The sequence below is a fragment of the Bacteroides bouchesdurhonensis genome, assembly GCF_900155865.1.
GTDB classification, from domain to species: domain Bacteria; phylum Bacteroidota; class Bacteroidia; order Bacteroidales; family Bacteroidaceae; genus Bacteroides; species Bacteroides bouchesdurhonensis.
In genome coordinates this window covers 2,018,830-2,038,957 of sequence record NZ_LT707006.1, presented here as the reverse complement: position 1 = coordinate 2,038,957, position 20,128 = coordinate 2,018,830, and the positions used below count along the sequence as shown (strand labels likewise).

The 20,128-nt window shown below is 48.7% G+C and carries 16 protein-coding genes and 2 pseudogenes; 7 read left to right on the top strand and 11 right to left on the bottom strand.

The window, feature by feature from the left end; all coding sequences use genetic code 11:
* Positions 1 to 22: 22 nt before the first annotated feature.
* A complete protein-coding gene (locus CZ225_RS08195) occupies positions 23 to 2,887 on the bottom strand; it encodes a hypothetical protein (RefSeq protein ID WP_077153720.1) in 2,865 nt (954 codons plus the stop codon).
* Between the two features lie 932 nt (positions 2,888 to 3,819).
* Between CZ225_RS08195 and CZ225_RS08185 the strand changes: the two genes are divergently transcribed.
* Positions 3,820 to 5,049 (top strand): site-specific integrase, encoded by a 1,230-nt coding sequence (locus CZ225_RS08185; protein WP_008670537.1) that lies wholly within the window; start codon positions 3,820 to 3,822, stop codon positions 5,047 to 5,049.
* A gap of 19 nt (positions 5,050 to 5,068) precedes the next feature.
* On the top strand, positions 5,069 to 6,280 hold the full coding sequence (locus tag CZ225_RS08180) for a site-specific integrase (protein ID WP_077153719.1): 1,212 nt from the start codon (positions 5,069 to 5,071) through the stop codon (positions 6,278 to 6,280).
* 66 nt (positions 6,281 to 6,346) lie between these two features.
* Here CZ225_RS08180 and CZ225_RS08175 read toward each other — a convergent pair whose 3' ends face one another.
* From CZ225_RS08175 to CZ225_RS23875, 3 genes are all read right to left on the bottom strand, one after another.
* Positions 6,347 to 6,640: a helix-turn-helix domain-containing protein gene (locus tag CZ225_RS08175; protein ID WP_077153718.1), complete on the bottom strand. Its 294-nt coding sequence runs from the start codon at positions 6,638 to 6,640 to the stop codon at positions 6,347 to 6,349.
* Positions 6,641 to 6,652: 12 nt separating this feature from the next.
* On the bottom strand, positions 6,653 to 6,856 hold the full coding sequence (locus CZ225_RS08170) for a helix-turn-helix domain-containing protein (protein WP_077153717.1): 204 nt from the start codon (positions 6,854 to 6,856) through the stop codon (positions 6,653 to 6,655).
* A 387-nt stretch (positions 6,857 to 7,243) separates the two neighbouring features.
* Positions 7,244 to 7,456, bottom strand: coding sequence for a hypothetical protein (locus tag CZ225_RS23875; protein WP_005825814.1), 213 nt, complete (start codon positions 7,454 to 7,456; stop codon positions 7,244 to 7,246).
* Positions 7,457 to 8,585: 1,129 nt separating this feature from the next.
* Between CZ225_RS23875 and CZ225_RS08155 the strand changes: the two genes are divergently transcribed.
* The 3 genes from CZ225_RS08155 to CZ225_RS08145 are packed head-to-tail and all read left to right on the top strand — an operon-like array spanning position 8,586 to position 10,265.
* Positions 8,586 to 9,320: an RteC domain-containing protein gene (locus CZ225_RS08155; protein WP_233525123.1), complete on the top strand. Its 735-nt coding sequence runs from the start codon at positions 8,586 to 8,588 to the stop codon at positions 9,318 to 9,320.
* 50 nt (positions 9,321 to 9,370) lie between these two features.
* Positions 9,371 to 9,817, top strand: coding sequence for a PepSY-like domain-containing protein (locus CZ225_RS08150; protein ID WP_077153715.1), 447 nt, complete (start codon positions 9,371 to 9,373; stop codon positions 9,815 to 9,817).
* A 31-nt stretch (positions 9,818 to 9,848) separates the two neighbouring features.
* Positions 9,849 to 10,265, top strand: a complete 417-nt coding sequence (locus CZ225_RS08145; RefSeq protein WP_075964296.1) for a hypothetical protein — start codon at positions 9,849 to 9,851, stop codon at positions 10,263 to 10,265.
* A 670-nt stretch (positions 10,266 to 10,935) separates the two neighbouring features.
* Here CZ225_RS08145 and tnpC read toward each other — a convergent pair.
* The 5 genes and pseudogenes from tnpC to tnpA (CZ225_RS08120) all read right to left on the bottom strand — a co-directional run bounded on the left by tnpC (position 10,936) and on the right by tnpA (CZ225_RS08120) (position 13,981).
* Positions 10,936 to 12,295 (bottom strand): annotated as a pseudogene (gene tnpC, locus CZ225_RS08140) (IS66 family transposase).
* Positions 12,296 to 12,356: 61 nt separating this feature from the next.
* Positions 12,357 to 12,737: an IS66 family insertion sequence element accessory protein TnpB gene (tnpB, locus tag CZ225_RS08135; RefSeq protein WP_077153714.1), complete on the bottom strand. Its 381-nt coding sequence runs from the start codon at positions 12,735 to 12,737 to the stop codon at positions 12,357 to 12,359.
* A 7-nt stretch (positions 12,738 to 12,744) separates the two neighbouring features.
* Positions 12,745 to 13,131 (bottom strand): IS66 family insertion sequence element accessory protein TnpA, encoded by a 387-nt coding sequence (gene tnpA, locus CZ225_RS08130; protein WP_233525122.1) that lies wholly within the window; start codon positions 13,129 to 13,131, stop codon positions 12,745 to 12,747.
* Positions 13,132 to 13,193: 62 nt separating this feature from the next.
* Positions 13,194 to 13,589, bottom strand: coding sequence for an IS66 family insertion sequence element accessory protein TnpB (gene tnpB, locus CZ225_RS08125; RefSeq protein ID WP_077153712.1), 396 nt, complete (start codon positions 13,587 to 13,589; stop codon positions 13,194 to 13,196).
* The gene (gene tnpA, locus CZ225_RS08120) at positions 13,577 to 13,981 is read right to left on the bottom strand and encodes an IS66 family insertion sequence element accessory protein TnpA (protein ID WP_200800545.1); all 405 of its coding nucleotides are present in this window, start codon (positions 13,979 to 13,981) and stop codon (positions 13,577 to 13,579) included. The genes tnpB (CZ225_RS08125) and tnpA (CZ225_RS08120) overlap by 13 nt, the downstream gene beginning before the upstream one ends.
* 227 nt (positions 13,982 to 14,208) lie before the next feature.
* Between tnpA (CZ225_RS08120) and CZ225_RS23270 the strand changes: the two genes are divergently transcribed.
* Positions 14,209 to 14,421 carry a hypothetical protein gene (locus CZ225_RS23270; protein ID WP_129585771.1) on the top strand — a complete coding sequence of 71 codons (213 nt, stop codon included), beginning with the start codon at positions 14,209 to 14,211 and terminating at the stop codon, positions 14,419 to 14,421.
* Between the two features lie 36 nt (positions 14,422 to 14,457).
* Here the strand turns inward: CZ225_RS23270 and CZ225_RS08110 are convergent, their stop codons facing one another.
* The gene (locus CZ225_RS08110; protein ID WP_077153710.1) at positions 14,458 to 18,423 is read right to left on the bottom strand and encodes a hybrid sensor histidine kinase/response regulator transcription factor; all 3,966 of its coding nucleotides are present in this window, start codon (positions 18,421 to 18,423) and stop codon (positions 14,458 to 14,460) included.
* 930 nt (positions 18,424 to 19,353) lie between these two features.
* Positions 19,354 to 19,560 (bottom strand): hypothetical protein, encoded by a 207-nt coding sequence (locus CZ225_RS23870; RefSeq protein WP_229066725.1) that lies wholly within the window; start codon positions 19,558 to 19,560, stop codon positions 19,354 to 19,356.
* Here CZ225_RS23870 and CZ225_RS24690 point away from each other — a divergent pair.
* Positions 19,526 to 19,975: pseudogene (locus CZ225_RS24690) on the top strand (hypothetical protein); the annotation flags it as partial. The gene CZ225_RS23870 and the pseudogene CZ225_RS24690 sit on opposite strands and share 35 nt — an antisense overlap.
* Between the last annotated feature and the right edge of the window lie 153 nt (positions 19,976 to 20,128).

The following is a 20,128-nucleotide window of genomic DNA, read 5'->3' as shown; positions in this document are numbered from 1 at the left end:
CCGTATTATAGAATAACGATAATTATTCACCGGGGAATTCGTCTGCATTCCATGCCTTGATAGTGAACTTACCTGTAAGTTTACCACCACCAAGAGCAGGAGTAGATGCAGTAACACCATTTATTTTCAAGTCAGCAGGAACAACCTTACCATATTCGATTGCGAAAGTAACTTCACAAGTAGCGTTCTGGCCTTTAGCCAAAGTATTCTGGCCTTCAAGGTTCCATGTTACTGTACCATCATCATTCAGTGTAAACTTGCTACCCCATTGGGTTGGATTAACTGCACCCTTAGTTAAAGTGATTGCAGGATTTTCTCCAAGAATTCTCTTACCAATTTCTGTCAAAGCTGGAATCTTAGAACCGTCATACAATACAGAACCATCCTTAGAAGAAGTAATAGTAATGTATGATTTCAAATCTTGTGTATTATAAGCTTTCAGACCGTCTTTTACATTAATAGTAGTTTTGCTCATAGCAAGCCTAGCTGGATTGATGAACTTCACATTAACAGTACCTGCCAAGATTCTATGGGTATTGCAAAGTATAGCATATACATTTACAGGAACGATTTCTTCAGCTCCGTCAACCAATTGTTTAGTCAGAACAATCCAGTTACTATTACCACCTGTATACCATTCACTACCTAATTCAGCTACAGGAACAAGCGGAGCTGTAGGATCAACGATTTCCAATTCGTAACCGGCATAATCAGCTTTAAACTTATCCAAATCGACAGCTTCTTTCAAATCTAGATACAAAGCAGCACCCTTAACTGTTTCCTTGCTACCTTTACAGATTGCATAACCATTTTCCCAAGCCTGTTCTATACGGAAGTTCTTAATATCCTTGATACGGCCGTTTGCCACAGTAGGATAGTTCTTCACTTTCACCACATAAGGAATAGCTACAAATTCAGGATACTGGCGATATTTAGATGCAGCTTCAGACGCAGCATCATTTTTCTTGTATACTCCATAGAATGTGTAAGTACCGTCCTTTTGGATATTCTTAATAGCCTCTTCATCTACATTAAATACAATCTGACGGTTATCAGCGTTATCCTCTGCACCTGCTTTTTCTGTAATTGAAGTGAAGTATCTGCTCGTCAAATCTTCGTCAGGAATATTAACCTGATCATCAACAAATGTATAGATATTAGCAAACTCTTCTTTAGACAATGCGTCCAAACCGAGTTTAGAACCTACCATCGGATATACCTTTGTACTCATATATTCTACAGTAGATGTGTAATCCAAATCCGGATCATCGAAGCAATTCCAATCGATTTCAAGAGTCTTAGAAGGCTCAGCAACAAAGTTGTCAGAAACTTCCCATTTATCACCCACATATAATAGCTTGATATAAGCAACGGCAACAACGGCATCACCATTATTAGCATCTTTTACGATAGCCTTCACTATCGGAGTCTTACCTATACAAGACATATTAATGTCGCCATAATTAACGGCAGTCAGCACAGATTTATCCAATTTCGCATAATTCATCTGCTCTGTTCCGTTTACGGTATACTTACACAAAAGATATTCGATAGAAAGTTTGTTAGTAGCTAAATCAATTTTTTCAGCCTTTCCATCTTTAGTCATCACCACATTTACCAATGTATTCAAATCCACTCCCTTTATAGCTTCTTCATATTCCAAAGCCTGAACCAAGTGTGCATTACTTGCATCAGCAATGTTATCAGCATCAATCTTCGCAACCTGACCGGTTACAGCATTCCATGAAGTAGCCAATACATTTTTGCTATCAACTGTATTGTTGGTAATATTACATTTATCAACCAAAGTAAAGCTTACAGTTTTCTTTTCGTTATAAACAGCAAAATAATTAGTAGTAAACTTATTACCAGTAGTAGTAGTCATCTGCAAAGCCAACATATCCAGCTTATCAGCAGCAGTTTCAGCTTCATTCAGATCAGCAGTAATGCTAGCAGTCAATATTCCATCAGCAATTGCAATTGTTGCTTCAGGATCTATTTTAGCACTTCTTGTAGTGTGATTAGTAGCACCCTTATACAATACAGTAGCTCCTTCAGCTCCATTCTTAATCTGAGCCAATGTAGCCGAAGACGGATTTATATGGAATTTTGCTACTCCAGGAAATGAAGACAAAGTAGCATCACCGTTTGCTGTATAAGTAGTATCAGCTACATTTGCAGCAGTTTTCTGTATTACGTTATATTCGTAAGAGCCGAATGAAACAGCCTCGATACCATTATAATAATCTTCTGGAATCCAAGCAAAACCAGTGATAGGCAATACATCCTGAATAAGCAGTTTTACAGGTTCTTGTTTGTCTACCTGAATGATCCATCCTAGAGTTGCTTCGTTTTCAATAATCTTTCCGATTGAAACAGTCGTTTTGTCATGTTGTTCATAATTAGGAACAACAACACCTGTTTCTTTACTGTTCTCCAAGTCACCATTCGGGCCATAATAAACTTTTCCGTCAGCATCTTTCCAGAGCCGAGTTGCGTCAAATTTAGTGTCATTGTCTGTAATCTCGAAACTAAATTCCTGTGCCTTACCTTCACTTGGAGTTAAAGTTACAGTTACTTTGTTTCCCTCTTGTTTAACACCAAGAGTATACGTAGTGTTCGTATTCTCTGTAACAGGAATGTCAAAAGTAACATCTTTTCCATTCTGATCTGTTACCACCAATTTGCCGTTAGTGATAGATACAGCCTTTACGTAAGCCAATGAACCGAATTGTGTTTTCAATTCGGACAAAGATTTTTCTACTGCATCTACACGATCGTTCAGGCTATTGATGTCATCATCATAGTCTTTACAAGACGTAAATGTACCTGATGAAACCGCCAACAGTGCTCCAAACAGGGCTACACTTAAAAACTTTTTGTTCATAATAAAAAACTTTTAATTTATAAATTAAAAAAATAAAATATAGTCTCTAGTTGTCTAATTGAAAGCCTCCTACCTTGCCTCATTCATTTTCATATAACCTCCTAACTATTCATTTGACAATAATGAATTTATCCCGTTACTTCATAGGTAACGGAGCTTAATAGCGGTGCAAATATGGAGATATTTTGGAAAACAAGCAAACAAAAATGATATTTTTTCTGATAAACTACTAAAAAAAAGAAAATAGCACAATAAAACTATGGATTTCTTTGTATCAGTACTTTTGTTACCTTTCAATACATAACAAAGATTTTCCTCCCCTCTGCTCTCTTTAGAGAACAGGGGTAAATATGTTTCAATGTCATTTTATCTGGTTTTTCGTTTAGATGGCTCTCAGAGAGCTGGAACAAAGGTGTTCCCGTTACCTACGAAGTAACAGGTTATAATTCAGCATATTAATCCCGGCACAAAGCATTTTACATAATCTATCACACGTTTATTCGCCTCGTCAATTTTTTTATTCCTGAAAGGTTTTAGGTAAGTCTCGGTAACAGTGATAGAAGAATGCCCCATAGCTTCGGATATGATTCCCGGATGAATTTCGCAATAATAAGCAGTTGTAGCCCAGGTATGGCGGCCCACGTAAGTAATATTTAGAAATGCAATAAAAAACAGAATGACGATAATTAAACGTAAAACGTTTATAATTAAGCATTTTGCAAGATTTGCAGAACAGACAGACCTGCAAAAGAAAACAAAATATTGCGACGTTTCAGTTACCAGACTGTTAGCCGCCTGTTTCGAAAACAACGGCAGGTAACCGAATTTTTACCGATAGGAACAAAGCAGATTTGTATTCACTGTTTATCAATGTTTTGCATGCCAAAGGACGCTTTTCAAAGGAGTATTTTTACAACCTAAAAAAGAGCGTTATGAAAGTGGAAAAATTCAAGGTGCTGCTCTACCTGAAAAAGAGCGAGCCGGACAAGACCGGCAAGGCCCCGATCATGGGACGGATCACCCTCAACCGCACGATGGCGCAGTTCAGCTGCAAGCTCTCCTGTACCCCCGGGCTATGGAACGCGCGTGAGAGCCGATTGAATGGCAAGAGCCGGGAAGCGGTGGAGACCAATGAAAAAATAGAGAGGCTGCTGCTTGCCGTACACTCGGCCTTCAATTCCCTCATGGAAAGGAAAAAGGATTTCGATGCCGCCGCGGTCAGGGACATGTTCCAGGGTAACGCGGGCATGCAGATGACCCTGCTCAAACTTCTCGACCGGCACAATGAGGAGATGAAGGCCCGTGTCGGCGTGGACCGTGCACCGACGACAATGTCGACCTACGTGTACACCCGGCGCACCCTTGCCGAATTCATCAAAACGGAATTCAAGGTCTCGGACCTCGCCTTCGGACAGCTCAACGAGCAGTTCATCCGTGACTATCAGGACTTCTGCCTGGAAAAGAAGAAACTGGCAATGGAGACGGTGCGCCATTACCTGTCCATCCTGAAAAAGATCTGCCGCATCGCCTACAAGGAGGGGCACTCGGAGAAATACCATTTCTGCCACTTCAAGCTGCCCAAGCAGAAGGAGACAACACCGAAAGCACTCAGCCGGGAGAATTTCGAGAAGCTACGCGATCTGGAGATACCGGAAAAACGCAGGTCACATGTCATCACCCGGGACCTCTTCCTCTTCGCCTGTTACACCGGCACCGCCTATGCCGATGCGGTAAGCATCACCCGGGAGAACCTCTTCCAGGATGACGAGGGCAGCCTCTGGCTGAAATACCGGCGGAAGAAGACCGACTACCTCGGACGCGTCAAGTTGCTGCCGGAAGCACTCGCGTTGATCGGGAAGTATCGTGACGATACCCGCATCACCCTCTTCCCGCCGCAGGACTACCATACGCTCAGGGCCAACATGAAATCCCTGCGCCTGATGGCGGGGCTGAGCCAGGACCTTGTCTACCACATGGGAAGGCATTCTTTCGCCTCATTGGTCACGCTCGAGGAGGGAGTGCCGATCGAGACCATCAGCAAAATGCTGGGACACTCCAACATAAAGACCACCCAGATATATGCCCGTGTAACTCCGAAGCGACTGTTCGAGGACATGGACAGGTTCGTCGAGGCAACCCGCGATTTGAAACTTATCCTTTAATCCCTAAACAATCATTATCATGCGCAGTACATTCAAGCTTTTATTCTACATCAACCGTAACAAGGTAAAATCGGACGGCACGACCGCCGTCCTCTGCCGGATCAGCATCGACGGAAAGAAATCGGCAGTCACGACAGGCATCTATTGCAAACCCGGAGACTGGGACAGCAAGAAGTGTGAAATCAAAACAGCCAGGGAGAACAACCGCCTTGCCGCCTTCCGAAGCCGGCTGGAAGAGGCGTATGGGAACCTGCTGAGGAACCAGGGAGTGGTCACGGCCGAGCAGCTCAAGACCACCGTATCCGGTGCCAATTCCGTGCCGGAATACCTCCTGCAGGCCGGAGAGGTGGAACGCGAACGGCTCAGGGTCCGCTCCAAGGAGATCAATTCCACCTCCACCTACCGCCAGTCGAAGACCACGCAGCTTAACCTCAGGCAGTTCATCGAATCCCGCGGGATGAAGGACATCGCCTTTTCGGACATCACCGAAGAGTTCGCCGAATCGTTCAAGGTCTTTCTCAAGAAGGAGCTGGGACACAGGAACGGACACGTGAACCACTGCCTGTGCTGGCTCAACCGGCTCATCTACATCGCCGTGGACCGGGAAGTATTGCGTGCCAACCCGATAGAGGACGTGGCATACGAGAGGAAAGAAGCACCTAAACTAAGGCATATCAGCCGCAGTGAACTGAAGCGGATGATGGAAACCCCGCTGCCCGACCCGATGATGGAGCTGGCGCGCAGGACGTTCATCTTCTCCTCGCTGACCGGTCTGGCCTACGCGGATACGAGGGCTCTCCATCCCCGTCACATCGGAACGACCTCGGAAGGAAGAAGGTATATCCGCATCCGCCGCGCCAAAACGGACGTGGAGGCGTTCATCCCGCTGCATCCCATAGCCGGACAGATACTGGATCTTTACAACACCACGGATGACGACAGGCCGGTATTCCCGCTGCCGGTCCGCGATGTCCTCTGGTACGAGGTACATGGAATGGGCGTGGCATTAGGCATGAAAGAGAACCTGTCCTACCACATGGCCCGGCATTCGTTCGGAACCCTGACACTGACCGCGGGCATTCCGATAGAGAGCATCGCCAGGATAATGGGCCATACGAATATCGACAGCACGCAGGTCTACGCTCAGGTCACCGACCGGAAGATATCCTCGGACATGGACCGGCTGATGGAAAGAAGAAAACCTGCGGCCGGCAAGGAAGCCGCAGGCTAAATAAAAAAATTGCCGCCGGAATTGTATTTACGATTCCGGCGGCAATCCTTAAACTTGAATACGATATTATACCAATGCTGCGTGATAGTTCTCCTCCAACAGCTTCTCGATGTCCGACTGCCTGTACAGGATCTTCCCGCCAAGCTGGATATAGGGAATCCGCCCTTGGTCCCTGTAATCCTGCAGGCACCTGCGGCTGATCCTCAACGTTCCGGAAAACTCCCTGTCAGTCAGGAACCGTTCCCCGTTGAAGGGAGGACGGTTGTCACGGGCAAGACGCTCCACTTTTTTCTCCATGTTGTCCAGCAGGGCAAAGAACCTGCGGACACGTTCGTTCTCCTTGTCGATAATGCCTTCCATCTCTTCCGCTCTTTAAAGGTTTCCGTTCTTCCTTCCTTCTCTCATTGCCTTCTCCTTGCGTCTGATGCCGACGTAGGCCATCAGCTTCTCCACATCCTCTGGCTTATAATAGAACTTGCTCTGGAGGCGGGTGAACGCCAGCCGTCCGGTATCGCGGAGTGTCTGCAGGGTACGTGGCGAGATGTCAAGGCGCAGGCAGACATCCTGGCCGTCCAGTCACTCTCCGAGTTCCTTACAGCGGTTTCTCTCATACAATCTGTCCACATGTGCGGACAGGTTCTCGGCGCGTGCCAGCATCCTCTCAAGGACACCGGCCTCGATGTAGCATATTTCCATATTTTTCAACTTGTTTAAATGTCAGTGCGAATATAAGGGAAGAAACCATGAGAGGCAAGCGCGACCGGCACACTGGCAGGAATAGTCATGGATAGTCGGTTTTTGTCATATGGGAAGGAAAAATACTCCGTAGCCGGTCGGTTTTCACGACCCCCTTTGGAAAACCTGAAGGACGGGTGCGTCACGACGATGAAAAAAGAAAAATCCCCACCGGAAGTGAAGCGACCCCAAACCGGCAGGGAGTGTAATAATAAAGGAACGGACTGTTCAGCCCTTGATGTAACCGTACTTTTTCAGGTCGTCCATGAAATGCTCCGGCGTGTCGGTCCTCACCGTCACCCCGTGCAGTTCCCTGTACCGCCCGGAGAAATTCACCATGTACTCCCCGTCGGTGCACCCGCTGTCAAACCAGCTGCCCTCACGCAGGACGCGTACAAACTCGGAAGGGCCGGAGGCGGCAATCCTGCCGCCATCCGCCAAAATACCTGATCTCGTTTTTTTTATTATCGGTATTTCAAATGTCTTAAAAGCCTCTTTGACAGGTTACCATCCGGGATGATCGCCTGAATTCGCATGTACCGGATTTTCTATTTACCAGATTCCATAATGGTTCCTGCCATCCGTTTTTTCTCTGCGGCTGTCGCTTTTTTCCTCGTGGCATCATGGTCTGTTACCGGATAGGAAAAGCCATCTCCATCACAACCATGAATTATAGTGTAGCCATATTTGTATATAGCCGTATGATACGCTATCCGGATAATGCTATCACAGAATTGCGATATAGCCGGATATCAAAATAGGGATAGCCGGGAGCGAAGGGAGCACGCATCCTTCCGGATATAGATATCTCAAAATCTCCATTTGCAGAAGTGTATAAATATCAATCCATTAATGGAGACGATGAAGAAAAACAATAAGGCGTATACGGCTACCTGTTATTCTCCATTTACAGATGTGTAGAAGTTTCAATCCATTAATGGAGACGATGAAAAAACAATAAGGCGTATACGGCTACCTGTTATTCTCCATTTGCAGAAGTGTAGAAGTAGCAATCCGTTAATGGAGACGATGAAGAAAAACAATAAGGCGTATACGGCTACCTGTTATTCTCCATTTGCAGAAGTGTAGAAGTAGCAATCCGTTAATGGAGACGATGAAAAAACAATAAGGCGTATACGGCTACATGTCATTCTCCATTTGCAGAAGTGTAGAAGTAGCAATCCGTTAATGGAGACAATGAAGAAAAAACATAAGTCGTACACGGCTACATGCCCATTCTCCATTTGCAGAAGTGTAGAAGTAGCAATCCATTAATGGACAATAGGGCATGTAAAGGGCAGATTTTCCGTATATTCGCCTCCTTATCCCCGAATTATGGGCGTAAGTCACATGGTCATGGAGATATATCTATCCTTTAATGGGGAGAACAGCCGGCAAATATCTGATGGAAAAGCCCCACAAACCACAGGAAAATAGCCACACAATGGTCTGATACACAATAATTATTGGAGAAACATGGTCCGCTCCTGCGGACAGCAAGTTGTGTTTTCGTTAAACGAAAACCGGACGGTTTAACGGCAATTAAGCCGCTAAACCGTCCGCTTCCTAAGTGCAACTGAAAGCCTTCATCGCGGACTATACTTTCCGTGACGAAGTGGAGGAAATCGAGTTCTTCAAGACGGTCAAACCCCGAATCTGTCACCGGCTCATCTACTACCGCAAGATATACAACATCGAGATGAACCGTCCGGTAGGCAGCGAGTCGCAGCGAAGCTACCTGATAGACGAGATACGGGGCATCAACCGCTACAACGAGAAACGTTCGGACTTCGTGCGTTACTACCGCTCCGGGCTGACCCACTTGGACGCGCTCTATTACCTGCGTGGCAACCTTGACACGGCACTCTACTTGGAGTCGTTCCATCACGAGCGTGATCCGTCTTTCTCGACCAACTGTAACTTCATGGCGGCACGGCTTCTTGCCAACGAGCGGCTGATCCGCTACCTGACGAAGGAATTGGAGGCGTTCGAGCTGCGGCAAGCCGAAGAATCGTTGCCGAAGGTGCGCCTGACGTGGAAAGCGACGAAGACGGAACTGACCGAACTGCTATTTGCTTTGGACAGCCGCAAGGTATTCGGGGATGTCCCGTTGACAAGGCTGTCGGAGTACGTGCAGCGGGCATTCAACATCGAGTTGGACAAGAACCTGTCCCGGACATTCGGCGACCTGCGCATCCGCAACCGGCAGACGCCTTTCCTTGACAGCCTGAAGGCCGCACTGCTCAGGCGGATGAACCGCCCGCTGAACAACCGCCCCGGAGGTCGGAACAAAAAAACGCTTTGAGAAGGATAAGAATTGAATAATAACAAACAGAAACCTAAATAGAAAAGGACATGAAACAGGTATTTGTCAAACCTCTGTTGCTGCTGCTCGTGATACTGGCAGCGGCATCCTGCGACAAGGACGAGAAGGAAATCGGCTACGACGCGCTGCCCCAAAAGGCGCGGCAGTTCATCGCACAGTACTTCCCCGGTGTGAAATGCACCCGTGCGGTGCGTGACAAGGATGACGGAACAACCGAATACGAGGCATGGCTCTCGGATGGGACGGAATTGGACTTTGACGGACAGGGCGACTGGACAAGCGTGGACTGCAAGTTCTCCGCGCTGCCGAACGGCATCCTGCCGGAAGCCATCGCGACGGACATCGCTACCCGTTACCCCGATGCTGTACCCTACAAGGTAGAGAAACAACCGGGCGGTTACGAGATAGACATCCCCGGCTGGGAACTGTACTACAACAATCAAGGCACGTTCATCCGCGCCGAGAGAGACCTGTAAAACTGCATGAAACACCAATAACTAAAGAGCTATGATCATCTATGACAGCAAAATCGCCCGTCTGCTGCAAGGCCGGCTGAATCCCTACGATTACGTGACCCTGCCTCTGGTTACCCTGACTGCCCTCCCTTATGGCGAGAAAGGCATTTGGGAAGAGATGGAGATGAGCATCCACCGCCGGCAATACACGGAATGTTTTTGTGTGTCCCTGCTGCCGTCCCTGCTTTTGGGCTGGCAGGTATGCTGGGGATTTGCCGCCCTGCCGCTGTTCGCTTACTACCTCCTTTACTGGGCTGAACGCTTGGCTGTCGGCCATTCAGCGTTTGATTACGAGGCAGAAAAAGAGAGCGAGGAAGTAAGCTACTTCGTGGTGCGCAAACATTTCGCTTGGCGCAAGTGGTATTGGAAAAAGGAGCTGCCGGCCATCGACCGAAGCTGGTTCTGCTAAAGGAACAGGACTGACTCCTATACAGCTACTACAAGCGTGGGCTGCTGTCTGTTTAAGTTGTTTTCGGGCATCCTGGGGCCTTCTTTATGATTAAACGAGATGCAGCCCACCGCTTCCTTTTATCACATTCCTCTGGGCGGAAAAGGAAAGCGTGGAAGTAAAAAAGGAAAAAGTGCAATTTAGACATATATACGAAGAGTTACGATGAAGAAAACGGAATGCGTCCTTGTGAAAGGTCGCCAGATGTCCGCCGAAGGGTAGCAATGCCCGTAGGACACAGTTTTTTTGAATTTTTAGGAAAGTTCGTAAGTGTTCGGTGAACTCCCTTGACGAGTAAAGGTAGGGTGTACGTCCTGCTCGGCACACCTTAAAGTAACATTGAGGGGTATTTACCCGTGCTTGGGCTACCCAAAGAGTGCATCGAGGGGTATTTGTCCGTGTTTGGGTCATCAAAAGGGTACATCGAGGAGTATCTGTCCGCGCTTGGGCTATCAAAAGGGTACATCGAGGAGTATCTGTCCGCGCTTGGGCTATCAAAAGGGTGCATCGAGGGGTATTTGTCCGTGTTTGGGTCATCAAAAGGGTACATCAAGGGGCATTTGTCCGTGCTTGGGCTACCAAAAGGGTACACCAAGGTACATTCATACCTTTTGCCCCACCTAAAGGGCGTTTAGGATAATGCGTAGGAGGCGAGCTTATTGTAAGCTTTCAGATTATCCGGCAGTAATTCTGCCAAGTCTGTTGAGTAGTCATTGTCATAGTCATGGATATGTTCGAGGAAGTAGATCAGCCATGTACGGAAGTCCACACCGGCAGATTTACAGCACCCGAAGAACGAGTAGAGTACCGCAGCATCTTCCGCGGCGTCATGGTTGCCACAAAATAAATAGTTTTTGCGTCCGCACGCCACGGGACGGACCTTATTTTCTTTTTCTTCTGGCATGGGCCCAACAGCCCAGCAGGATAATCCCTTTCTTCGCGTCCAGCAAATCGTATCTTTCGTAACCGTCCGTCTGTATGGCTCCACGGAACTTGCTGAAGAGCTTCAAGACCACCCTACCTGCACGGGAGCCATTATCATAATAGAAAAACTGACGTCCGGTCATAACGCTGCGCACAAGCCAGATGTATCCTTTTACCGTCTTGTGTTTCTCGTCATGTATGACAGGGATTGTAGTCTCGTCCGATTGTATATAGTCCGTTTGTAATATCAACTCCCAGAGTCGGAAGTATAGTGGCCTTAAAAGATCGGCCACATCTTTGAACCAGTCGTTAACCGTCGATGGCGGGAGATGCACGCCTACTCGCCTGAACCTTTCCAACTGCCTGTGGAACGGGAGGTGGTCCACATACTTGTTTATCATCATTTCAGCCAGCAACGAGGAGGACGCATAGCTCTTGGCGATCGGCATGACCGGTACTGTTCCTGTACGGAACTCGTCCGTGCCTTTCCGCTTGGCCGTATGCCGTATTATTTTCCGGATATAAAACCGTTCAGGTTCATACACGAGGACCTCGGTCACTTCCTCTCCGGGAAGAAGAACCCATTCCTCTTCATTATACCCTTCAGGATAAACATGCTCCTCCCTGCGTTCCAGATTTTCAGGGAGAGGATTACGGACCGGACGCTTTCCTGCCATCTTTTTACGGGCGATGACCGCCTCTCTGGTAGCTTGCAGCTCCTTTTCTGCTTCCGCAGCGGCTTCCGCTTCTTCCGGCAACATGTCAAAACCTTCAAAATCCAGCCATCTGTCTTGTGCGTCAGGTTTGATAAACTTTTCCGCTTTCCGCCCATATAATTGACGTTCCAGATATGCCACCCGTTCTTCCAACTTGCTGATCTTTGCCTCCTTTTTGGCGATAATGGTATCTTTTTCAGACAACTGAAGCTCATAAGCCTCCTTTTCCGCAACCCCAAGAGGCTGCGCGGACACCTTTTCCCTCAACCTGCTGTTCTCCCTGTAAAGGCAGTCGCATTTATACATGAGGTCTTTTATAAGGGCTTCGTTTTCTGTTGACGTATTTGACATAACTGTTTCTAAATATGACACTAAGATACGCAAAATCGGTTAAAGGACAATGCGACATGTGTTATAATTTGTTACAATTGAACGTTACAGGCATATTTCTTTTATGCCGTCTGACCTTGCTGCTGTCTATACCCTGGACCATCATTACAAGATCGCTCCAGAAGGTCTCCACGACTTTGATGCGGCCTTCTTCCGTATCAATAGAAGGTACGTGGAAGTACCCTTGTTCCAATTTCATGTGATATATTACCAGTCCACCATATTCCATGTGGAGGATTTTCATAGAGGCGCAATTCCTTGATATGAAAATGAAAGCGTCTCCATCACGCACATTCTTGCCCATCTGATCTGTCACCAGACCGCTCAAAGTATAAAAACTCTTACGCATATCGGTCGGATAAGGATACAGATAATATCTGTTTGACTCGTTAAGACTGAACATCGGCTGATTAACGGTTAAGGTTTAAAAATATAAGGGTCTGTAAAATCTCTGATGACACGGGACCATTTAACCGCACAGTAACACCATTGGGATATACTATTTCACAGACACTTTGTGGCTGTCCGGAAGAAGGAAAATCAGGAGAAAAAAAAGATGCTGGAGCTGGAGTTTTGCCGGACAGGGCATGACCGCCAGCTCCCATTTTAACCGGTATAAACTTACCTTTGGCTGCGGCATTCGTTTTGGGACCTTTCAGTTTTGCTTTCCAAAAGCTGAAACGTTTACGCTTGATTCCTTCATTAGAGCAAAAATCCTTTATTGTTAAACCGCTTTCTTTATATCGGGCATAAATTTCTTTGAAATCGTCCATTGTCCATTGAACTCTTGTCACCATAATTGTATATTTTTAAATCATGGACAAAGGTATTCAATGAAAGGATTATTTATAGGGGGAGTTCACCGAACACTTACTTTGTTTACAGATATTTGCCAGTGTCTTTTCAGATCGGAGAGCCGTCTTTGCCTTCCCTTTCGTTTGTCCTCGTTGATGCCTTCCACCATGATGACAAGATCACTCCAGGTCATGGGGTACGAGTGGGTTTCAGGATCATAAGCGGGGATTTTAAAAGTTCCTTCCTCAAGCAGTTTCTCGTACATCACCAGACCTCCCGTTTCTGCGTGCAGAAGCTTTATACGGTTTTTCAGCCTGTTGATAAAGATGTACACATCTCCATTCCGGACATCCCCGTTCATTTTTTCCCGGATCAGACCGCTCAAGCTGAACATGCCCTTACGCATATCGGTACTGCCGGGGCATAAAAAGTAACGCATGGAGTCGTTCAGGCAAAACATGTTCCACACAGTTTAGTGAGCAGGCTCAAAGCGGCTTTACAACCACCCGTGCCCTTAAATTTCATTTTAATCCTGTTGGGAAGCTCCAGGGATATCTCCGAGTTGTCAGTACATTTACCGGAAGTTTTCTCTGTCTTTTGCGGGCACAAGGCAGGTTTGGACTGGAACGTTGGTGCAGACACATTGTTGTTGTCTATGCTTATCGGAACAAAACCATCCATGCCAGCTGTGGGGACACTTCCAGATTTAAGCTCCTCGTCCGATATATTGAAACGTGAGCGCCAGTCGTAAAACTGGGAACGGTTATATCCTTCATTCGCACAAAAATCCTTTACCGTTAAGTTGCTTTGGCGTTGTCGAAGAAGAATATGGAAAAACTCCTCCCTTGTCATATATTTTGCCATAAATCCTTTTTGCACACAAAGATAAACGGGAAAGGATATTATGACAAGATGTATTTGCTCAACCGCTTACGGATATACGTCGGCTGTTCGCAAAACCACCCGTACTGTGGAGAATGGCTGCCAAACCAAGTTTTCCGAAGGCGGGGCCTGCGGCCTATACGTGGTGCGGGGCACTCAAACAGTCTATTCCAACGTGAAACTGACAGCCGAGAGAGATGCCGACACGGGCGGTCTCGTATGGAAAACTGAAAGTCCGACACCGCTCGCAGGCGGGCTGTTGGACGAACACTATTATTTCTACTATCCCTATCAGGCACGAGCCTCAATACTGGGGCAGGGCGGCTGTTCGCCTTCATCATTACGGTGAACGAGTTAACCGTGCCCGGCTTGTCGGTGCGGAGCGAAACATACACCATCTCCGACAATAAGACCTGCCATATCCTGGAGTCTGTCTGCCCGTGATGTTATCCTCTCATCGAATTCCTGTACTCACTCGGGCTCATTCCATAGTACTTCCTGAACACCTCCCTGAAATATCTGACATCGGAGAACCCCGAGTCATCCGAGATTTCCGTTATCGAACAGTCTTTTTCCCTGAGCAGTTGTGCCGCATATTGCAGCCGCATGGAGCGGATATAGTCAGCCGGGGCATGGCCGGTGAGCGCCTTCAACTTGTTGAAAAATCCGGTGCGGCTCATGTTCTGCATGCCACAGAGCATGTCCACACAGAAACCGGGGTTGTCGATATTCTTCATGACGCATTCCCTTACGGAGGCCATGAATTTCCAGTCCCGGGTATTGTGGCAGTCCGGCGGAACCTGTCCGACTCCGTCCTCAAGACCGGCGTATGCCCGTCTGAGCAGTGCCCGGTTTGCCAGTATGTTCCTGATATTCGCCCTGAGCACGTTTATGCTAAACGGTTTGGTGATATAGGCGTCAGCTCCGTTTTCCAGCCCCTCCAGCATGTCCTTCTCATCTCCCAAGGCGGTCAGCAGCATGACCGGGATATGGGATGTCTCAATATCGGATTTGACGGACGCGCAAAGTTCGTCCCCTCCCATTTCAGGCATCATAACGTCCGAAAGTATCAGGTCCGGATTGTATTCTCTCGCCACAAGCAGCGCGTCCCGTCCGTTGGAACAGGTTTGGACCAGGTATTCCTCTTTCAGCAGCCCCTCAAGGTAGGTCCGCAAATCGTCATTGTCCTCCACAATAAGAATACGCTGCCGGTCCCCGCCGGTCATTGTTGGAAGGATCTCACGCATGGGGCCGCAATCCGGTCCCATGCGGGTTTCCCCGGTATCCTGTTTCCTGGGCGAAGCAACGGGGCATGCCTTGTCAAGGCGTCTGCTCCTCATGGGAAAAATAACACATACCATGGTCCCCTTCCCCTCGGTACTGGTAACGCGGACCCTGCCTCCGTGCAGCCTTACCAGCCTATGTACCATCATCAGTCCGACACCGTTTCCCGCCACTTGCAGATTGACGGCATTACTGCCCCTGAAATGGTTCCTGAACAGTTTCTTCCGTTCCTCAGGTGGAATGCCAATCCCCGTGTCTTCCACTTCCACACCCCATACATGCCGGTCCGCGAAGGCACGGACCTGGATACTCCCGCCCCGTGGAGTGTACTTCAGTGCGTTGGACAGTATATTCTTCAATATAGAGTCCATTTTGTCCTTGTCAAACCGGACATTCAGGTAAGGGAAGCCGCTCTCACGGGTGATATCGATGTCCCTGATGGAGGCATATGTGCGGAATGCCTCACAGGTCGTCTCCAGATAACTGTTGAGCTCATATTCCGAGACATGAAGTCTCAAGGTGTAGTTGTCCGTACTCTCGAAATCTATCAGGCTGGTGACCAATCCCAGAAGTCCGTCCACGCTTTTCAGGGCCATCCGTACATTGTCCATCCCCTCCGCCTTCACCATGTCTTTCTCCACCACCTCTTCCAGCGGAGCCTTGATCAGCGTAAGCGGAGTACGGACATCATGGGCAGTATGTATGAAGAAGCACGTCTTTTCGTCTGATATCCTTTTCTGCCTGCGCAACATGGCAACACGAAAAGACACCACCCCAGCCAACACACACAATGACGCATATCCGGCAATGGCCCATGTACCCGCCCACAGCGGCCGGGCGACACTCAGACCGAGGCTTCTTTCCTCATACACCTTGTATTTCTCCTCATTGGAGACGGCACGGATACGCAGGGTGTAGTTGCCTGGGGGCAGGCTCGTGAACTGTATCCGCCCGCTCTGGACCGGATGGCTCCAGCCCTCGTAGAGCCCCTCCAATTTCCATGAATATAGGATGTTCGAGGGATAGTCGTAGTTGATGGAGACAGCTTCCAGGGAGAAGGTATTCTGGTCATATGCAAGTTCCAGCCTGACGGTATTGTCAATATCCTCCCTCAAGGGGGATCCCTTGTCCCCGGGATAGACGGGGCGGTAGGAGATCATGAAATCCCGCAGGAGCATCCGAGAAAAATGCGGGGCGGGTATCCTCATGTCGGAGGGGAACATGACGGCTCCGGTGTTACTCCCGAACACGAAGCTTTCCCCGTGCCGGAAAGTGGATACCCCGGCATTGAGGCATACGCTTGCCAGCCCTTGTTCTGCCGTCCAGTTTCTGAAAGTGCCGCTCTCACGCCGGAACAGGGCCACGCTGTTTTCGGTCCCCAGTAGCAGGGTGCCGTCCGCACGGGGGACAATGGTATGGATGTTATTGGATATCAGGGCGCAGTTCTCGGTCTGGTATTGGCGGACGAACCTGTCCTCCACGCTGTCATAGACGAGAAGTCCCGCCCCGCCGGTGCCGATATACAGGAGCCCGTCCGGTGCCTGGTACAGTGCATAGACATGAACCGCCTCGACTGGAAATGCGATATGTCTGCAGGTCCCCCCGTGCCCGTCAAGCAGGTACAACCCCATGCCGGTACCGATCCACATCCATTCCGGAGCCTTCTCCAGTATGGCGGTGATGGGGCCCGGGACCGGGTACAGGCGTACTGTGCCGTCATGGGGATCGAAACGTTTGAGATTGTGGCAGCCCCCTGTCCATATACATCCTCCAGAATCTTTTCCGATGTCATTGATATACTGGTCTGGACGCCCCTCTGCTGCAAAGGAGGGGGGAAAGTATTCCACCCTCTCGGTTTTCTTTTCGATCCTGTACAGGCCCGAAGCGTACCCGCCGGCGCAGATGACACCCGGCGAGACCTCGCAGAGCGTCAGGAAGATATGGTTCCCGCCATCCTGTATCCCATCGGACCGGCTGAGAAAGGAGCGCCACCGTCCTACCGCAGGCTGCAGCAGGCTGATCCCGTTGCTGGTGGCGAACCACAAGTCGCCTTCGCTGTCTTCGATGACATCGTGCACCTGGTCGTTAACCAGCGACCGGCTGTTGCCCGGTGAGTGCCGGAACCATTCATAGCTCTGGTAGCGGTTATTCCGGATTGTGACTCCGGCGGGGTAGTTGGCAAGCCAGATACGGTCCCCGCCATCCACATAAATGTCATTGATATTGTCTCCGTTCATGCCGTTGTGGCTGGCGTAGTCGGCAGTTATATAGGGTTTGGGCACTAGCGAGTCCATATCCATCCTGTATACCCCCCTTCCGCCCGTGGCTATCAGCAGCTCCCGGTCATTGAGAGGGGTGATCCGGTTGACGGCCACATTCCGCAGCGTACTGCCTGCGGACACTCCGTATACAAGTATGCCTTTCCTGAAGGTTCCCACGAACAGTTTCTTCGAACCGGGGTGGTAGTAGAGTTCGCTGACCGGCGTCCGGATGCTGTCCGTGTCCGCAAGCGCCTCAAGGACACCGTCCCTTTCCCGTACCGGAAAAAGTCCGTTCACGGTACCGATGAAAAGGTTTGTACCGTCCGTCTCGCTGATAGCGGTTATATCACCTCTTAAACGGGAGACCAGCCGCTGCGCAATGCCTGTGCGGGTGTCATAGCGGATGATATGGTCACCCTGACAGAGCCATATGCGGTCCCCACGGTCCATATAGGCGTAACAGAGCATGCCCGTGGCGAAGTCATCCTGAAGACCGGGTATCCTGTATACCATCCGGAAACGGTCATGGAGGGTGTCGTAATGGAAAATACGGCCTTTCCTTCCCACAACCCACAGCGTGTTCTCCGTGTCGGTGTAGAGCCAGTTCAGATTGACTTGCGGGGCCACCTTCAGATTGCCGTCAAGAACAGTGTAATGCCTGATCCGCTTGCCGTCATAACGGTCCATCCCCTCCTGGGTGAGGAACCACATGTATCCCCTCCCGTCTTTTTGGATACGGTAAATCCTCCGGTTACTCAATCCGTCCTCTATTCCCAAGTATTTATATATCTGGGCTCCGCACATGGAGGAAATTCCCAGCATAAGGAATGCGGACAGTATTCTTCCCATATTCCGAACACGTGTCATTCTGATGTAAATTAGACAATAACTGTTGCAAATATATAAAAATATAAATTAATATACAAATTTAAACATAACCTCGGATGTCGGCATCAGGCGGTATGTCCTCAATGTCATGTACCCCGGAAAATAGCTGCATACGGGACCGGCCCATGATATGAACATATTCCGAGAGGCGGTTGTTCAATTGACCCGACGGAATTATGGCTTGCCGGGCTCGGGACTGTCCGCAAGGGTACGTTGGTCCGGTGTGCGGAATACCATCCATACCTCCGGTCCGAATTTATATCCGCGGGTGGTACAGGTGCCGGTCGAGGTTTGGCAGCCCCCAATAAAGCGGGCCGAATTGTTTGTAAGCACTCTTACCCTCATGCCCGATTTATAGATAATCTTCCAACAGTAAGAAGTTATAATTCGCATTTAAGAACAATGGCGGGCATTTCTTGTTAATATTATAATCATATAAAAGAGGCGCATCCGTTAGTGCCAGATTTGTTCACCACTTTCATCGTTGCGTATCGTATTGCGAGTTGTCCGTATCAGATGTTTATCCCCTCTTTCTTAAGACTTCCTGAGAACTGCCTGGGAAAGGACGGCTTTCCGCATTGCGACTTCATCCACAGCCCTTGGCGGTATAGCCATGCCTTTCACGGGGACTACGGTTGATTCATGCGACACAGCAGATTCCGGTGCTATAACAGGGTTGCCTACATACTTGTGCCTCTTTTCAGCTTGCTGTCCAGGTCCGAGTTGCGCACTTTACCCGCAGGTTGGACGGTTGTACATAACAATATTGATCTTTTTGGGGGCTAAAAGTCGAATATCCCCTTAAAAACAAGGAGCTGACGCATGTGTACAGCCCCTTATTTTTTTGTATAGCCCGGCCTCCTCTGGCATATTGCCGTTGCTTCCATCTGTAACAAGCAAAATCAGAATCTATATGCGGAACTTTTTGTTCCCGTAGCTGAGAAATTCCTTCGTGGCGTATTTCACACTGAATGGTCCGTAGTCACCGAGAGCCGAATGCGCAATTTGCTTGTCCGGTTCTGTCACATGCTCGACAGGTTCTCCCGTAGTATCAGTATCCTTGTATGACATAAGCTGCATGTTGGCGATGGCTGCCCCGGTAGCCGCCGCACGCAATTTCCTGAACGCATAGGAGAGGATTCCGTCCATCATTGACCAGTACAAGGCGAAGAACGAGGTGCAGGAAAAGGAGGTCCCACAGTTGTAGGAGATAGCCGGGAAGGTATGGAAGAAGGAGGACGAACTGAAACAGTTGAAGTCCGAACTTGCAGCACTCGACCGAAAGATACAGTTGGAGCTTGAGCCGCCTACGCCCGAAGTCGCCGAAAAGGAGAATGACGGACAGGAGGTCAAACCGGATGCGGAAGGTGTACGAAACGTAGCTCCACAACACACCGAAGATGTGCCGCAGATACGCAGCCCGGTGAATGAACGCAGTCCGTCTGGCAATTTTATTGCCGACCATATCATCATCGGGCGGCCGGGATTCAACGTCCGTGACGAGTGCAAACCGAAAGGTATAAAAATGTGAACGAGTGTGCGGATATATATGGCAGGATTGGGAACATACCATTCCTTTTCCTGCCTTTTTCCATCAATATGACATAATGGCAAGGATACCATACAACAAGCCCTCGATTATATCAAAATAGGGTGTTGAAAGTAAATCGTCATGGCAAATCCG